This is a genomic window from Streptomyces sp. NPDC020965 (assembly GCF_044333555.1).
In the GTDB taxonomy this organism is placed as follows: Bacteria; Actinomycetota; Actinomycetes; order Streptomycetales; family Streptomycetaceae; genus Streptomyces.
In genome coordinates this window covers 1-16982 of sequence record NZ_JBIRRE010000006.1, presented here as the reverse complement: position 1 = coordinate 16982, position 16982 = coordinate 1, and the positions used below count along the sequence as shown (strand labels likewise).

At 69.4% G+C, this 16982-nt stretch carries 12 protein-coding genes; 8 read left to right on the top strand and 4 right to left on the bottom strand.

Translation table 11 applies throughout. The annotated features are described in order from the left end of the window. Positions 1–1843 precede the first annotated feature (1843 nt). From ACH4S7_RS19115 to ACH4S7_RS19100, 4 genes are all read right to left on the bottom strand, one after another. Positions 1844–4015: a CHAT domain-containing protein gene (locus ACH4S7_RS19115; protein WP_398522386.1), complete on the bottom strand. Its 2172-nt coding sequence runs from the start codon at positions 4013–4015 to the stop codon at positions 1844–1846. Positions 4016–4439: 424 nt separating this feature from the next. Continuing rightward, complete coding sequence (locus ACH4S7_RS19110; protein ID WP_398522385.1) at positions 4440–5771, bottom strand: hypothetical protein; 1332 nt, start codon at positions 5769–5771, stop codon at positions 4440–4442. Between the two features lie 775 nt (positions 5772–6546). After that, positions 6547–9021: a preprotein translocase subunit SecA gene (locus tag ACH4S7_RS19105; RefSeq protein ID WP_398522384.1), complete on the bottom strand. Its 2475-nt coding sequence runs from the start codon at positions 9019–9021 to the stop codon at positions 6547–6549. 265 nt (positions 9022–9286) lie between these two features. After that, the gene (locus ACH4S7_RS19100; protein WP_398522383.1) at positions 9287–10147 is read right to left on the bottom strand and encodes a hypothetical protein; all 861 of its coding nucleotides are present in this window, start codon (positions 10145–10147) and stop codon (positions 9287–9289) included. A gap of 348 nt (positions 10148–10495) precedes the next feature. Here ACH4S7_RS19100 and ACH4S7_RS19095 point away from each other — a divergent pair, with 348 nt between their 5' ends. The 8 genes from ACH4S7_RS19095 to ACH4S7_RS19060 all read left to right on the top strand — a co-directional run bounded on the left by ACH4S7_RS19095 (position 10496) and on the right by ACH4S7_RS19060 (position 16893). Further along, complete coding sequence (locus tag ACH4S7_RS19095; protein ID WP_037775690.1) at positions 10496–10759, top strand: helix-turn-helix transcriptional regulator; 264 nt, start codon at positions 10496–10498, stop codon at positions 10757–10759. A gap of 170 nt (positions 10760–10929) precedes the next feature. Then, entirely contained in the window at positions 10930–11790 is an 861-nt protein-coding gene (locus ACH4S7_RS19090) for a DUF6083 domain-containing protein (protein WP_398522382.1), read from the top strand. Positions 11791–11793: 3 nt separating this feature from the next. Further along, complete coding sequence (locus ACH4S7_RS19085; RefSeq protein WP_398522381.1) at positions 11794–12270, top strand: hypothetical protein; 477 nt, start codon at positions 11794–11796, stop codon at positions 12268–12270. Next, positions 12267–13790, top strand: coding sequence for a UvrD-helicase domain-containing protein (locus tag ACH4S7_RS19080; RefSeq protein WP_398522380.1), 1524 nt, complete (start codon positions 12267–12269; stop codon positions 13788–13790). Before ACH4S7_RS19085 ends, ACH4S7_RS19080 begins: the two co-directional genes overlap by 4 nt. Positions 13791–14147: 357 nt before the next feature. Then, positions 14148–15314: a hypothetical protein gene (locus ACH4S7_RS19075; protein ID WP_398522379.1), complete on the top strand. Its 1167-nt coding sequence runs from the start codon at positions 14148–14150 to the stop codon at positions 15312–15314. Continuing rightward, complete coding sequence (locus tag ACH4S7_RS19070; protein WP_398522378.1) at positions 15307–15870, top strand: hypothetical protein; 564 nt, start codon at positions 15307–15309, stop codon at positions 15868–15870. The genes ACH4S7_RS19075 and ACH4S7_RS19070 overlap by 8 nt, the downstream gene beginning before the upstream one ends. A 4-nt stretch (positions 15871–15874) precedes the next feature. After that, the gene (locus ACH4S7_RS19065; RefSeq protein ID WP_398522377.1) at positions 15875–16525 is read left to right on the top strand and encodes a hypothetical protein; all 651 of its coding nucleotides are present in this window, start codon (positions 15875–15877) and stop codon (positions 16523–16525) included. Beyond that, positions 16522–16893 (top strand): hypothetical protein, encoded by a 372-nt coding sequence (locus ACH4S7_RS19060; protein WP_398522376.1) that lies wholly within the window; start codon positions 16522–16524, stop codon positions 16891–16893. Before ACH4S7_RS19065 ends, ACH4S7_RS19060 begins: the two co-directional genes overlap by 4 nt. Positions 16894–16982: the final 89 nt, after the last annotated feature.

Here is a 16982-nt window from a genome sequence, read left to right as displayed (position 1 = left end):
CTCCGCGACGCCGGCTGCGCGTGCGCCAACGCCGGGACGACGACGGCACCCCCGTCGAGTACGCGGTCGTGCTCCCCGGCGGACCGCGCCGACGGCGGCACCCGCCTCGTATGGTTCGCCGGATCGACGCTCGTCCACGACCTGCCCCCGCCTCGCGTCCGCCAATGCCGCGAACTCGCTGTCACTCCGGCCGCCCGGGCGCTGGCCGAGCACCGGATCCGCGAAGCGTCGGTGCTCCTGGGCACGGCGGGCAGGATGAAGGTGCGGGTGAGGTCGCCGCGCCCGTCGACCTCCTGGTCGTCGCCGCCCACACCCCCGACCCTGGTCCGCGACCGCGTCCAAGCAGCGGCCGACGCCATCGAGCAGACCGCCCGTGCCTCCGCCGCCCGTTTCCTGGAAGGCGCGCGTGGACCGGATGGCGCACTTCGATCCCGGCGCCGGAGAGGGGCGCCGGGCGCGGCGGGCCGACGCCGCTGCCGGCGCTGGTGGAAGCAGCCGCCCGGCCCGTCCCGAAGCCGAGCAGGCACCCCGGCCGCTTCCACGTCATCCAGCACGACAGGCCCATCCACGAGACGCAGGCGATCGTCATGACCGACGCCGAAGTCGTCGACTGGCTCACCGACCCGCACGACACCGAGCTGACCCCAGCCCCACCACGGGCCCCGGGCGCACACGTGTGCACCCGGGGCCCGTGGTGGGGCTGCTCCGGTCGCGCCGCGCAGCGTCGCCGCGAACCTGGCGTCACGGTGTCTCCTCGCTGATGGCTCGTACGCTGCGGCTAGCGGCGGCGTACGAGCCGGAAAAGAAGAGGAGTGGCCCCCCGGCCGTGCCGTTCCCCGGCCGGGGGGCCACCCCCCTTTCTCGTGCTGACTCACCTGGCGGGCACGGCGTCGGCTAGCACATCCTCTGACTGCCACCGTTTGTCAGGCTGCCGTCCCATATCCAGCCCTGGGCGCCACTGGCCCGGACTGTCACGTAGGTCCATGAGTTGCCGGACTCGTTATACGTGTAGCAGTGATAGTCGACGTCTCGGGTTCCTACGCGGTTGCTGCCGCAGTCCGCATGGGGGCCGCTGCGGCGCAGCGTATTGACGTCGGTCGTCAGCCCGCCGGTGTCGTCGATGTTGCGGTGGGAGTGGGAAGAACAGTTCGCTGCTCCGTTGGGGCTCCAGTTGGGCGGTTCCCCGGGGCCGCTGGCCTGGGCCACGGCCGGGGGAGCGGCAAGTGCCGCGGCCAGAAGTGTCAGGGAAGCGAGACCGATCCGGTTCCTCATGATGCTCCTTCTTGAACAGTCACCGCCGCCCCACACATGGGGACGACGGTCTCCGATACCCCAGAACCCTGTCTTCCTGGTGGACCCCGAACAAGATGGTCTGACGCCACGTCAGTAACCCCGATCGCTACTCTCTTGGCCGGTAGACATATGGACGCTCGCTGACCTGGGCCAACTCGGAGCGTGCGGGTTCGGTAGCCTGGTCCCCATCGGGCAGGCGATGGAGATGACCGCCGTCCCTTCGAGGTGATCGAACTGGTTCCGGTGTGGCTGCCCTCTCCAGACCAAGGCCATCCAGCTTGGCGGCGTTGTCCGTAGCCAGCGATCCGGGACCCCGGTCCCTGCGCAAGCACCAGTCCGCACGGCATCGCACGCCGAACCGTCCCGGTGCTGGTCTGCAGGGGAGTGTCAGTTGGACGTCGTCATTTAGGTGTCAGTGGCGCAAGCCTGGTGACCTGGCGGTTGGCGCTGACGCGCGGTGCTCATCTGCTACTGACATGACTGACGATGGGGCATGTCGTTCTCGTGCAGACTGCTATAGCGGTTGCTGGGTTTGCGCTGGTCAGTGGCGTTATCTGCCCGGAGTGTCGGAGTCCGGCCAGAGCGCCGCGACGCGTTCCTCCATGGAGGAGATGAGGATCCGTTCCGGACGGCCTGCGAAGAGGTAGAAGAGTGATTCCGGAACGTAGCCCGGGCGGCGGAACCAGTTGCGGACCTGTTCGCCGCGTCCCTGATCATCTGCGATCTCGCCGAGGACTTGTTCGGTGTCCTGGTAGATGTGGGCACCGCGCAGCCGCCCGGCCGATCTGCTGATCATGAATTCCTGTAGTGGGGCCAGCCCGCCACCCGGGCCGGGGGTCCGTCCCCAACTGCTGAGCGACGGTGTGGACATGAGGATGTCGTTGACGGTGTTAGTGGTCTGGGTGTGATGCCACACCTCCAACAGTGTGGCGTGACGTCCTTGGTTGATGAGATGGTCGGCGAGATTGGTCAGCAGGCGGCCGGTCAGCATCATGTTGCGGCGCACGTCCACGGGCACTTGCGTGCCCAGTACGGCCAGTGCGCCCTCGCGCAGCAGGAGATCGGCGATGGAGACGGCGCTGGATCCCCGGGGAGCGACGTGACATGCGCTGAGTACGATGACGGGTGGAGTGTGCTGCAGGCCGAGTTCGACGTGCGGTTCGTCGCCGATGACGATGGCCGCCGTGTTGGCAACGAGGGTGCCGTGCGCGCTGATGATCAGCAGGTCAGGTGTGTGCTCGCTGACGGCCTCGCGCAGGGCATCCAGGGAGAGCGTCTGCACCGCGTGGATACTCAGCCCTTCGACGTCTTTCAGGGTGTCCTGAGTGATCCGCCAACCGTCTCGTGAGATTCGGCCCACCGGGTCGCTGGCGGGGATGCACTCCGCCACCAGGACACGGATGCGGTTCTTCCACTCGACACCGACGGCGACGGCACCGGCCTTCTGCACGGTGCGGGTCAGCGGCAGCAGCGGCTCGTACGTCAGGGGCAGGCGCGCCGCCAGCGGGGCGGTGTCGCCCGGCAGGGTGGCAAGGCCCAGAGGGAAGTTGGAGAGCACCGTGAGCATCGACGCCCGGCTGATGGCCTCCATCACCGGTTCGGTGAACAAGGGCCTGACGACAGCGTTGAGGCGGCTGAGCAGTTTCTCCACCGAGCGGGGGCGGTCCGCGGCAGAGTCCCGGAAGTGCTTTTCCAGGTCGGCCAGCAGCGTGAACGCGCTGGGGGGAACGGAAGGCATCATCAGTCCCAGGCTGTCGTTGGCGACGGCCCGGTGGGTCAGCGTGTACTCGATGGCCGCCCGTTCGACGTGGGCATCATCGCGTTCACCGATCTCGGTCGACCAGGTGTCGCCGGCGTCCAGGGCCGCGAGCGGGCGGACGCGGGCTTTGCGCAGCTGAGGGGGGTAGGCGCCGCGTATGTATGCGGGGGCGACCCCAGGCAGCGCCAGAGCAACCGGCAGCCGTAGTCGTGCCTTCTCCTCAACGACCGTCTGTCCAAAGACCGGTTCGGCTTCTTCGACAGTCAGTCCCTGACGCTCCAGTCGGGCGGTGGCCGCGACGAGCGTGTGCCCCTGCAGGGTGCGATGAAGCAGCGTACGTGGTTCCTCATCGGCGGGCGCATCGATGTCCCAGCCCATCCGGCGAGCCATGAGACGCCAGGGCAGGTCCAACGCGGCCAGGTCCAGGCGGTGGCTGAGATTGACCTTCCTCGCCAGCGGAGGGACGTCGGGGTATACGCGCTCCTGGATGGCCTGCCAGTGTTCTTCGAGACTCGCGTCGCCCAGAGATGAGAAGGAGGCGACGGGGAGTTCGACGCCCAGCGCGACCGCTCCCCGTGCGGTCCGCTCGACGAGCTCGTCCGGGCACAACGCCAGCATCGGCCGCCACCACGGGGCCAGAGCCAGGCTGTCGAGCGCGGTGACGGGAACGGGCATCACGTGATGTCCCATCGCCAGCTGCTGCAGGCCCTTCAGCCTCCACGCTTCAAGGTCGACCAGGTCTCCTCGTGACTGCGGCAGATGCAGGCAGTACCACAACCCGGGCAACGCCCGGGCCACGTCGCGTGCCAGTGCGTGAGGGATGGCGAATTGATCGGGGTCCTCAAGCGGTGCGTCGATGACCGGCGAGATCTCTGAGGGAGCCGTGCCGTCCTCCGGGTCGAACACCACGAGGTAGAGCAGATGTCTGCCAGCATTTGGGGGTTGCGGGGCTGGTGTCGTCACTCCTAGAGCCTAGTGCTGTGCAAGGGCTCCCGGGGTTCACCTATCCGCCTGCGGCATCCTGCAAGGAGGGCACCTCCGGCCGGAGGTCCTCCGTCGATGGCGAGGTAGGTGCCTCGGTCGCCCGCGAGCACGGTGACACTGCGGCCCTCAGGTCGTCCAGCGCCCACGCGGACCCGGCGGCGCGAACATAAGGGTGCCGAGCCCGGGTGTACGACGCCTCCTGTCTCAGGGAGGCGTCGTACACATCCTGCAGCCGGGCGTCAGCGCGGTCCCGAGTGGGGCTCGGCTGTCGCATCTGCGGCCGGCGCGCCCGGAGCGAGACCAGTTCGCTGCCTGAAGCGCCGCCTGACGCTGCGCGCTGCGACCAGCGTGAGTGCTGCCGCAAGGCTCGCTAGATATTCGGCTGCGGCTGCGCCGAGAATGTTCACTGGCCGGCCGCCGGCACCGGGGTGGACGGGCTTGCCGCAGCACGGTGGCGCAGCCCCAGTCGTCTCAGCTTGCGGCGCACCCGGTTGCCGAACGCATCCGGATCGTCGGCGCCGCCCAGAGCCGCGGCCTGGGCCCATGTCACGCGCTGCGCACCGTAGGTCATGGCTACGGCTCTCTCCATGGGTGGCAGATCCGCGAGCACGGCAAGGACGCGGCAATCGTCCACCTCGCCGTGCAACAGGCCGTTCTCCGGGCGCCGGTCATCGCTGACCACATCTCTCAAGGACACTCCCGACGCGACCGGGGCCTCCAGCAGCCGCACCGTGCGGCCGCCGGATTTTCGCTCCCAGAGCGGCTGCAGACAGCGATGTTCCCGTTCGGTATGACGGTGGAGCAGCTCCATGATCTCGGCATCCCCACTCAGGTGCCGGCCAAGAGCCTCAACCCAGTCACCCAGCAGGGCCATCTCCACGGCCGCGCGCCACGCGTGCGGTCGGCCAAGATGGAGCCACGTCCGAGAGAATTCGTCCACGGCTGCCGTGTCACCCTCGATGCAGGCGTTACGTGCCACCAGCGCGGCCATGACGGCTTCGCGGGTGGTGAATGCTTCTGGTCCACTGAGCTGTTGGGCGAGCGTGTGCAGGACGGCAGCGATGAAGTTCACGGGGGAGTGCCTCGCGTCGGTGTCCCTTCTCCGCCGCCCCCTCTCCATCAAGGCGATCCAGACGTCCTGGGAGAAGGCCCCGTCCTGTTCCTGGTCGACGTTCACGGCGTCATCGGGCAGACCCCGTGCCCTCCACATGCGCGCCATCTCATACAGGTGGCGCACGACAGCCCTGCGGGCTTCCTCACCGGCGCCGGGCACGGGTGTGGTTACTTGCCTGGCCATCCGGCGCAGCCGCTCGAGCACCCGGGAGGCCGCAGGCCGAGCCTGCGCCAGCCAGGTCCCGTGCTGCACGGGCACCGGTTTGATTCGCACCGCATACACCGCCTCGTGCACGGTCTTTCCCCTCGGGCTCGGCCGGTTGAGAGCCGGACAGCCCGCCTGCCCATCGCGGGGGCAGTCCGGACAGAGGTAGCGAAGGCGGGCGTTCCGGTCCATCAGCTGTTCCTGCGCGTAGCGCAGGAACCGGATGGTCCGCAACGCCAGTGCCTCGTCCTCGGGCGTGCAGTCCTCGATCGGTGAGGCGAAGCGGGCAGGCAGGCGCGTGGCCCGGTCCTGGGTGTCGACCAGCAGGCGAAGCACCCAGCTCTCCAACGCGGCATGAAGCGCTGGGACGCCGACGCGGTCATCGTCCTCGAGATCCGAGTAACACAGCAGGACCATGTGAAGCTCCTTACCTGTAGCGCATGATGAGGCTGCTATCCCTAAGGGCCGGCCTGAAGGCGAACCGGCAATCACCCCGCACTTTTTTCAAGTGATCTACGTCACGCTGCGGTTCTGGGAGGGCCCCGGCCCTTGGAGCCCGGGACGAGCCACGCCGCTGCATCGGGCGGCCGGGCCGGCAGGTCCGCCCGATGGGTCGCGACACACCGGGACTAGGCTGCAGTTGACCGCACCCTCCATCCACGACAGGGCGCTCCCCGCCCGCCGACAGTAGGCCGCTGCCCCACGCCCGGTGCAGCGGGTCGCAGAGCACAGCCTTCAACTCTCCGGTCTCCGTGGCGTCTTGCCCGGTACACGGGTTGGCGGCAGAGCGGCCACAGCAGCGTGGCGGAGTTTCGGGGCGCGTCGCACAGCTGGGGTGTGGATGTTGGTGTATGCAGACTCGAAGGGCGGTGGCTGCAGGTGCCGAGCGGGGAAGCAGAGGGTTGGGGTGGCTTGTGGCGAGCGGGGCTTTCCAGGAGCTGCAGACCGGCCAGTTCGGGCCGGCCACGTTTGATCTGTTGCGGCGGCTGGTTCACCAGGTGCGCCGCGCCTGACTTACGCTCGCCGCGCCGCGCGGGGGCGTCCAGGCCGAGCCGCGCAAACACCGGCCGGAGCACCGCCTCCTTGCGCGAGACAGAGCCTCTCCTCGCACGGGCGCTGGCCGCGTGCCACTTGCCTTGGCGGCCTGCCGAGATGACTTTTCTGTGATGTTCGGCAGCCCTGGCGCGAGGGGCTACTGCTTTCGCTTCTGCCTCTGTTCGGGAGTGTCCTTCGTGCCGCGTGGTGGCCGCTTGGCGTTCGGGTGGATCGAGCGTTGAAGTTCTGACGCAGGCCGCAACGACTGCAAGGTGGCGGTCAGCGCGGCGTCGAGCGGCCCGATGTGTCCGTCGCAGAGGGCCCCGACGAGATCGCGAGTCGGTTCGTCGTAGAGGAAGACGACGCCACGCGGCAGGCCGAGCTGATGCTTCTTGGCTCGCAGGTAGCCACGGAGGCTCTTCTTGGCGTCGTCGGGGTCCTGTCCAGCTGGGCGTGTCGCCCACACGAACAACCATCCTTCGGCCGGATCGACGCTGGCCGTGACGGGCACCGTCATGCTGCGGCCCTGGCCGTTCGGGCGCGGGTTGTTGAGGAGGATGTCACCATGGCGCGCGAACTTGTGCTGGGCGGGCGTTGCCAGGGATAGCAGCGTCGCGCCGATGCTGAGCCATCCGGTTACGTTCCATGACTGCAGTTGGTCGAGGAGAGGTGCGAGTGGCGAGGGCACCATCGCCGGCTTGGGTGCGGATCCGGAACCCGTGTCATCACGTCCCTTGGTGTGAAACCACTTGTCGAGCACGTCGGTTCGGCTGGTCAGGAAGGTCGGCTTCTGTGCCCTGTAGCGGCGCAGCTCGGCCGTGGTCGGCTCAGGGAGGAACGGGAACGCGGCACACACCTGTGCCGGGTCGGGTTCGACCCAAAGGCCCGCCTCGAAGAAGTACAGGAACAGGTCCAGTTCGTCCGGTGCATGGAACATGACGGTGACATCAGGGTTGCGGCGCCGACGCAGGTAGAGGAGAAACTCGGCCGGGCGTGCGACGAGTTCGGTGATCAGCTCAAGGTCGTGCAGGGACACCGTCCAGGGGATGTTGTTGGGGGTGAGCAGGTCTGCCTGCACCAGCTCTGCGGTGGCGGTCAGGACGGTCGAGAGGTCGTCGAGGCTGACGGCGATGGTGTGGATCTCACGGATGTGGCTGAGGTTGACCCAGCCTTCGTCTTCGATACGTAGGCCACCGTCCCGCTCGATTGCATCCCGCATGCGGCCGGACTGCTCGGCTGCTTTCGTGATGATGCCGGTCAGATCAGTACGGATCCGTGTCGTCTTCCCTCCGCGGGACAGGGCGCTCAACGCGACGGCCTTGTCCTCCACGATGAGGGCGACGTCGTCGAGGACGATGAGGTGGTCGCCCTCGACGCGCTTGGTGTACTTCGCCGGATCAGCAGTTTTGGCTTCGTTGCCATTCGCGGGCACGTAGTACTCGAACGCGTCCCGGAAGTGAGCCCCGGGGAGTACGCGGTTGAGCGCGTCGCGCGTGCGGGACTCGAGAAGGTCTCCGCGATGCTTCGCGTACTGGCTCCATACGGGCAACGTCTTCAGATGCTCTTCGAGGTTCTCCCGGACGGCGAACACGCTCAACGCCGGGTGCGGCAGCATGAAGCGCCCGTTGTCGGCGACGACGAGCGGCCGGCTACGCAGCGGGTTCCTGCCGGTGGTGAACGCATCGATGACGTCCGCAGGGTTGGCCGTCCCGAGGTCGAGGCGGAACCGTTCGACAACGGCCCCCACACGTTCAACAGCAATGCCCGTGCGCGCGACGACGTCGTCGATCGCGACCGTGGCCTGGTCGCCGTCGGGCTCGAACATCGACATGACACTGGACCTGGCGAGTTCTGCCGGCCCGTCGTCCGCCCGGCCCGCCTCCTCCGTGGCCATCGCGTCCAGCACTGCGTCCCCCATCGCTTTGAGGCGGTCATTCAGACCGGCCTCCTGCAGGTGGTGGCATGCGTCGAGGACAGCCAGGGCGTCGGTCGCGTCGAAGCCGAGTTCGGCATTCAGCGCCGCGCGAACGCTCGGGTTGCCGTCGAGAAGCGCCAGGTTGGTCGTTGCGACCATCTCCGGGTAGGACGAGTTGCGCATCCATACCTCGGCGCCACGAATGAGCATGGACACGAGGGCAAGCTTGTCGGTCGGGTCAACGGCGGCGATGGACCGTATCTGTGCAAGGCGGAGGATCCCGTCGAGTTCGTCCTTCGCCTCGGAGACGAAGTGGCTCATCTCCTGGTCCTCGACTGCGGGGGCACCAGCAGTCGCCGAATCTTGCCGGGCGGCGAGAGCGACCAGCGCCAGCAGTTCCAGGTACGCGGCGCCCGCCTCCGCAGTGACGGGCGTCTCGCCTTCGCGCGCCATCGGCAGGAACCGCTGACGAGCCACCTCGATGAGCCGGATCGCGTCGAACCGCCCCAGTTTCGCGACGAACTCGTCGACAGCCTTGTCGAATGCTGCGTCGACCGCCGCCGCAGGATCATCGCCAGCGAACGTGGCCATGAGCGCCATCAAGGCAGTCAAGGAGTCCACCATCACTTGCGCGTGCGGGTCGAACGCCGGCGACTTCGGACCGGAACGGCGCTGCCTCCTGTTGCGCGCTTTACGGCGCTTCGATCGGGAACCCATGAGCCAACCTCACCACATATCGGGACCGATCAGCGAACGGTTCGGATCCGCTTCGATCAGCCGGTGCATCCACGCCCGCTCTCCCCGTTCGCCTCGTGGATTCGACCGGCGGCCGGGCTGGGGGTCCCAACTGAGAGAGGCTGTATCGACTGTCGATGAAGCATCATCTTGGATGAAAGACCGCCATGTCATGGGTCCTGCGTTCGCCGAGCTGGAAGGCTCGATCGCCTTCTACTCCAAGCTCTTTGACCGAACCTGGCGGCGGTCAGCGCGCAGACGAGTCCGCGGAGCCGGAGACGGGCCGGTTAAAGGGAGCCGGCCGCCAGTGCACCTCGTCGGTGTCCCGCTGATGGTGCCAGGCCGCCAGGGTACGGCCAGCGACCAGCCGGTCGAGCAGTACTCCGGTCTGCTGGGGGGAGTGCCCGCACAGACGGGCAACAACGGCCATGTCGGCTGTGGGGCTGGCCGCGGTGGTGTGGGCGGCCAGGACCAAGGCAGTCAGCCGTTCTGCGGGCTTTGCCGTCGCCGGAACGCTGAGTGAGGTGGGCTGCAGGGCCCAATGGGCGGCGCGCCGACGGGCGCTGCGGCCCGGGGCCTGGTCCAGCGCCGCGTCGTCGAGCAGCCGCACCTGCAAAGGCGCTGCCCGGGGATCGGGCAGGTCGAGCCAGCCGTCCTGCACCAGCTCCTGCCACGCCTCGGTGTGCCGGTGCAGGCGCATGCCGCGCAGCACGCCGACTGGCAGCCGGGCGCAGCCGTGTGTGTCGGCGCGCAGGGCGCATTGCAGGGCCAGCAGCCGGGCGGCGGGGGAGGTGACGCAGCCGAGTGCGGAGGCGAGGTGGGTGAGCATCTCCCGTACCCGTTGCGGCTCGTCTCCGTGCGCCCGCGGCCGGACGGGGGCTGATGCGGCCGGTCGGTGAGGGCTGAGCAGAGTGTCCGGTACGACGGCGGTGTGGCTGGTCGCCGCCGCGCAGGCCGCGCATGCGTCGGCCAGCCGCCAGGTGCGGCCGCTGAGGTCGCGGGTCAGGGCCAGCAGCACCCGCCCGGCACAGCCGCGATGACGCGGATGCCAGACGCAGCCCCGCAGCCGGCACTGGCAGCTGCGCAGGTGCGGCGGCAACGCGTCCACACGGGCGTGGCAGGCCAGATGGGACAGGGCGGCCGACCGTGCGGAGGACGCCTGCAGGGGGAAGGTGCGGGCGGCACACGAGGGGCAGACGAGTGTAGGGCCGTCCGCCTGCGGGCGCAGTTCCACTGTCCAGATGCGCCGCACTGCGGCATGTGCGCCACCGAGCCTCATGGGCTGGTCGTCCTCCCGTCCGTCTGTCCTTCTCGTGGCGGGGTTCACCATGACGGCCCCCGGGACGGACGCACTGTAGTGCAGATTCCCGCACCGTGGATTTCGCCTCCCTCTGCCCTGGCGAAAGTGCAGAAACCCGCACTGACGGGGCAGGGGTCTGCACCGTCGGATGGTCAGGTGACGATCTTGCCGCCCGACCCCGACCTCACTGCGCTGCGCGTCGTGCTCGCGCGCCTGCGGGCCGAACGCGGTTGGACCTTCGACGAACTCGCCGACCGCAGCGGTCTGGCCCGGCGCACCCTCATCGACCTCGAACACGGCCGCACCACCGGCAGTGTCACCACCTGGCACACCCTCGCCCATACCTTCGACGTGCCCATCGAGCGCTTCCTGGGCGCCCTGTGCGACGACCACACCCCGCCCGGCACGGCCACTTCCTGAACCCCTGCTCCGTCCCGCCGCGCACCACGCCGGGAATCACCCGATCGGGCAAGCAGGCATAGAACAGCCATCCGCAGTAACGCTCATGCGTGCGGGCTCGTTGGGCCGGCCGTGGGACATATCCCCGACACGTTGCTCATGCCTGCGTGTCGCCTGGCACGGTCCGGGCCATGTGCCCCACGCCCGCCCCCGACGGCCGCCACTGGGACGGCAGCCCCCGCGCCCCCCACCGCCCCCGCCCGCTCCGGGTGGCCACCACCAGCCCCAGCCGCTTGCTGTGCGCCGGCCAAACCGGCCGCTGCCGCCGCTGCGGCTACCGCATCGACCTCTACCAGCGCCACGGCCAGCGGCCCATCGCCCTGCACCCTGCCGAACTGGCCACCGCCGACGTCCCGGAATCCTGCCGCTGGCACCTCAGCGGCGGCATCGCCTACCCGCACGGCGACAACAGCGCCTGGTGCCGCATCCCACATGCCGTGCTCTGCCCCCACCGCACCCCCACCTGCCAGGCCGGCTCCCGCATCGAGGCGATCCGCCGCCAACTCGCCGTTCGCACCCGCCGCCTCATCGACACTGGGGTTCTCATCCCCGCCCCACCCGCGACCCCGCAGCCCGTCCCCCCGACCGGGGGACCCGACCGCCCCGTCGTCCAGCTGCTGCTGTGCCGCTACCTCGCCCAGCAGCGGCTCGAGGACCTGCGCTGCGTGGCCCAGACCCGCCACCGTCACCGCTGCCCCAACCCCGTTCTCGCCTCCGTCGGCCCGGCCGGGATGTGGAAACTGCTGCCCACCACCGCCCGGCACGGCCAACTTGCCTTGCCTGATGCCCTGATGGCCATCTACGACCTTAGCCACCTCTCCTACGGCGAACAGCTGCGCTGGCGCACCCAGCGCTGTCCGGCACACGCCGCCGTCCCCGGCGCCGCCGACCTCGCCCTGGCCTGCTGGGAACCCTTCGACCCCCTCCTGCACGCGGCACACATCCACACCCGGCTGCCCCACCCCCCGCCCCGCCCGCACCGAAGGGGATGACTCGTGCCCCATCACGCTCTGGAAATCACACTGACCCGCCCCCTGCCCCCGCCCGTCCTGCACCGCGCCGCCCGCCTGCTGCCGCTCGCCGCCAACCACGACGCCACCCGCCTGATGGCCCTCGTCGCCGCCAAGACACCGCAGCGCGCCGCCCACCGGCTGCGCCACCGCCTCGGCACCCGGCTGCCCATCGACGTGATCACCACCCACTACCCGGACGCCGACCACAGCGTGCTGCTCAACGTCGCCTTCCCGCCCGCCGTGCACGCTGCCCTCACCGCCGACGCCCGCCGCGCCCGGCAGAACCCCGAGCGCTTCCTGGAACTGGCCGTGCGCCGGGCCCTGGCCGAGCACGCCGACCGGGAGACCGACCGCCTCGACCGCGCGGTGTCCCAACTGCTGGCCCACACCACCCCCGCCTACCTGCTGTCCGCTGTCGGGCACGCACTCACCCGGCTCCCCGAGAGGCCCACCCCGTGAACCCCACCGACGAACAGACGGCAGCCGCCGACGCCTTCCACGCTGGCCACCACCTCGCCCTGCAGGCTGGCGCTGGCACCGGCAAGACCACCACCCTGACTTTGCTCGCCCGCGCCACCACCCGCCGCGGCCGCTACTTCGCCTACAACCGGGCCATCGCCCAGGACGCAGCCGCCCGCTTCCCGAACACCGTGCAGTGCAAGACCGCCCACGCCCTCGCCTACGCCGCCGTCGGCCACCGCTACACCCGCCGCCTGAACGCACCCCGCCGCCCGGCCTGGCAGACCGGTCAAGCCCTCGGCCTCACCAAAGCCGTCCGCATCGGCGACCGCGAGATCTCCCAACGCGCCCTGTCCAACGCCGCCCTGCGCACCGTCACCCGTTTCTGTCATACCGCGGATGAGGCCATCACCCGCCACCACGTCCCCCGTCTGCGGGGCCTGGACGACCCTGATCTCCACGCCCAACTCGCCGCCCACATCGTGCCGTTCGCTTGCAAGGCCTGGGCCGACCTGCAGTACCCGGACGGCGGCTCCGTCCGCTTCGACCACGACCACTACCTCAAGATCTGGGCTCTTGCCCGGCCGCGCATCCAGGCCGACTTCCTGCTGCTGGACGAGGCCCAGGACACCAACCCCGTCGTCGAACAGATCTTCCTCGCCCAGCGCGATCACGCCCAGCTGGTCATGGTCGGCGACTCCGCCCAGGCCATCTACCACTGGCGCGGCGCCAAAGACGTCATGACCGGCTTCGACGGCACCCAGCTGACCCTCTCCCAGTCCTTCCGCTTCGGCCCCGACCTCGCCGCGGAGGCCAACCGCTGGCTGCATCTCGCCGATGCCCCGATCCGCCTCACTGGCACCCCTGCCGTGTCCACCGAACTTGGCCCCGTCACCCAGCCGGACGCTGTGCTGTGCCGCACCAACGTCGGCGCCATGGCCCAGGTCATGACCCTCATGGCGGCCAGCTGCCGGGTCGCCCTGGCCGGGGGAGGGGACAGCCTGCAGGCCCTGGCGCTCGCGGCCCGCGACCTGAAGGAAGGCCGCCGCACCCACCACCCCGAACTGATCCTCTTCCCCTCATGGGGCGATCTGCAGGACTACGCCGCCCACGACCCGGCCGGCCGCGACCTGCAGCCCCTGGTCAACCTTGTTGACACCCACGGCACCGAGGCCATCCTCACGGCCGTCGCCCACCTTGCCCCCGAGCCGCACGCCCAGGTCACCGTCTCCACCGCCCACAAGGCGAAAGGGCGTGAATGGTCCCGCGTGCTCATCGCGGACGACTTCGCCCGTCCCAAGGACAACACGCCCGACGAGCAGACAGGCCCCCCGCCGACACCCGATCCCATCGACGACGCCGAAGCCCGCCTGGCCTATGTAGCGGTCACCCGCACCCGCCAACGCCTCGACCTGGGCGGACTGTCCTGGATCCACGACCATCCCGACGGCCCCCCGGTCGGCCACGACCGCCCCCGTCCACCGGCGCTGCCACAGCCTCCTGCCGCTGCCAGGGCATGAAGCCGGGTGGCCGCCAGATCGGCCTGCCGGCCGGCCCGCACCCCTTCCGGGACGGCCAGGCTCGACGCGAGGCCCCGCTCCAGCGCGACGGACGATAGACACCTCGGCGATCCCGATGCGCCTGACACACGCTCACTGCTGCGGCTGGGGCTGGGGAAGGACAAAGACAAGTTTTGTGGTTTCCAGGCCCTTTGAGCCCGGTAGCGGTCATGCTGGTCCAGGGACGCGCGTGATGCGGGGGTGGAGGGGTACTTGCCGGATCAGCCTGACTTGTTCTCCGTGCAGCAGGAGGACGACGCGGAGGGTCTAGAGCACATACCGCCATTCGTGGCACCGGTCGCTGCTGCACCGAGCGCAGTGACACGCGATCCGGTGGCACTGCGCATCGCCGAGGCCGTCCGGGACGTGTTCGGCGACTTCGGCTCTGAACACGGTCTGAGCCGCGGGGAGATAGCCCAGGCCTGCGCCGCGGTGGCCTCCGCCGACAAGTTCGATTCAAGATTCCGGGTCTTCATCAAACTTCGTCTGCTGGAGTCGCTGCACGGCAAGTCATACGACCAGCGGTATGTGTTCAACCCGACCAGCGGTGCCGCACTGCTGGTGTACGAGCGCCTGGGGGAGGCCGGCGGTGTCCAGGAGATCACCATGCTGCTGGACCGGGCCCGCGAAGGCATCCTGAACGGCTCCCTGACCGAGGAACAACTGGCCGCCAAGATCGCCCAGGCCCGGCGGAGCCTTGCGAACTACACCAACCACCTGCTGCGGCTGGTGCGCACCAGGCCCATCGAAGAACTGCTCGGCCAGCGTCACCACCACGCCCACACCACATCGCTCGAGGAAGCGAAACACCTCGTCCATGCCGTCGCCGAGCAGTACCCTGCACTGCGTTCCGGCGGTACCCGCCTGATCCGGGAAGCCCTGCGCTACACAGGAGCCGTCCACGAGTTCCACGACCGGCTTATGCAACAAGCCACCATCCGGCGCGACTTCAGCATGCTCCTACCCGAGCAGTACCTGACTGCGGCCCTTCGCTCCTCCACGGAAACGCTCGCGCAGGTGTTCGCCACGACCGTCTTCGATCCGCCCCACGTCCAGATCACCACGGGCCAGATCCTCACCGCCGCAGCCGACCACCAGCCCCCGCCGCCGCGGCAGCGCCTGCCGCGCCCCCCGACGCAGCCGCCCGGCCCGGATCCGGTCGAGACCGCACGCGCCAAGGCCGCGCTCGCACGGCAGCGGCGAGAGGCCACCGTGACCCTGCTCATGGCCGGAAAGGACGAAGCCGACGTCACCGCCCGCCTGCGTGCCCTGCCCTGGCAGGCAGCGGTCAAGCACCTGGTCGACATGCTGCGCGCCGCAGCCGACCCCGCCATCCCGCTCATGCTCGACATCTCCCGCGAGGTCATCGTGGACGCCGCAGGACCGGTCACCTACGCCTCGCCGGTGACCGTGTACCGCATTCCCGACAGCCCACAAGACGTGAACGACGACACCGAAGCCGCACCGCAGAGCCCCCATGAGTGACCCCTACCTGCTGGCACGGGCCCGAGCCCTGCACACGGTCCCTGTCCCGGCGGACCGCGCAGAACTCACCCAGCTGCGCTGCGCCGCCGACGATGTGGAGCGCCGGCTGGTCGATGTCGTCACCCCCGACGGGACCCAGGAGCTGATGACCGGCTGGGCTCCCGATGTGGAACCGGCAAGTGGCGCGCTGGGCGACAGCGACGTCCACCGAACCGCCTCGCCTGTCCGCCTGCTCACCTTGGCCTGCTGCATCCGCCACTGCTGGCCCGACCCCGGCCAGCCGCTGTACCCGGGACAACCCGCCTCGCAGCAGGACGTCCTCGCCGCCCTGACTCCTCTCCAGGACACCCTCGCGCCCCGCGACGGCGCGGCCGTGCTGGGGCAGACCGGGCACTTCCTGACGGCCCTGCGGTTCCTGCGTGCCTGCGGACACCTCGCGGCAGACGTCGGCGACGGCATGATCCGCCTCGGCCCCATGGTCGCGCTGTGGTCCGAGCGCGATGTGGCCGAACTGCGCAATGGCTACGACATCCTGCCCGCTCCGAGGAAGGGGTGAGCCCGTGGACGTACCGGCACTGCAAGCCCTGTCCCACAACCGGCGGGCCGATGTCCGAGCGGCGGTCTGCGCCGTGGAGACCGCCGTGATCCCCGTACCATCCGTCCACTACCGTGCCCTCGCCGAGATCCCGCTGCGCATTGTGGTGGAACAGGTCCTGGCCGCATCCGGACGCACCCTGCTCGCGGTCGGCGGCGGCTACCTCTCCGGTTACACCGACGAGATCAGACAACGTCTGGCGCACGAAGGAATCGGAGTCCTGCCGCGCGACGACCGCGCCGTCCTCACTTTGATCCTGCTGTTCAGCGTCGCCATTCCCCGAGCGTCCGGCACCGCCCTGCCCGAGCAGCTGTGGTCCCTGGGCACCCCCGTGCCCAGGGACCAGCTCAGGGGCTGCCAGGTGTCCGACGTCGTTCTCACCAGCGCGCTGCAGCGCCTCACCGACGCCGACCTGGTCCGCCGGACCAGAGCGGGCTACGTCCTGGGCCACCAGTTCCTGCGGCTGACGCCGGCTGTGGGCGCCGAACTGTTCGAACAGCTGATCCTGCTCGCCGATCCCGACAGTGCTCTCGCCGAATCGATCCGCCGGCGCCGCGCCCGCCCCATCGCGCCGACGGCCACTGCTCTTGATTACGAGGTGCATGACAGATCATGACCACCCTGCCCACCTCCGACCTGTCCCGGGGCATCGTCGGCGACCGCCAGCTCATCGCTGTCCAGGCCTTCGACATCGCCCGGCTCACGGCACACGCCGTCCCGATCGTCCCGGAGACCTTCATCGCCATCTCCGGTCTCGGCCCCAAAGACGACTCGAACGGCTCCGGCAAGACCAGCTTCCTCATCGCGGTCTCCCTGCTGCTGGCCGATCCGCAGTGGCGCCTGGAGACCAACGGGGGCCGGCACGCCAGCGGCATCCTGTTCCGCCCCGACGCAGCAGGCGTCGGCCAGGCTCACCAGGCGTCCCCGGTCACTCACGGCTACATCGTCGGTGTCTTCGCCCACCCCGACGAACCGGCCTGCTGACTCTCACGCCGTTGCCCGGCATGCTTCTCATTCCAATGTCTCTGCCCATGGGTTGTTGATCCCTTGGGAAGCCAGGAAAGTTTGGTGTC

Excerpts from the sequence above, each read along its gene's own strand:
- ACH4S7_RS19110 (WP_398522385.1), bottom strand. The coding sequence starts at position 5,771 with ATGGTCCTGCTGTGTTACTCGGATCTCGAGGACGATGACCGCGTCGGC.
- ACH4S7_RS19105 (WP_398522384.1), bottom strand. The coding sequence starts at position 9,021 with ATGGGTTCCCGATCGAAGCGCCGTAAAGCGCGCAACAGGAGGCAGCGC.
- ACH4S7_RS19090 (WP_398522382.1), top strand. The coding sequence starts at position 10,930 with ATGTGCCCCACGCCCGCCCCCGACGGCCGCCACTGGGACGGCAGCCCC.
- ACH4S7_RS19070 (WP_398522378.1), top strand. The coding sequence starts at position 15,307 with ATGAGTGACCCCTACCTGCTGGCACGGGCCCGAGCCCTGCACACGGTC.
- ACH4S7_RS19060 (WP_398522376.1), top strand. The coding sequence starts at position 16,522 with ATGACCACCCTGCCCACCTCCGACCTGTCCCGGGGCATCGTCGGCGAC.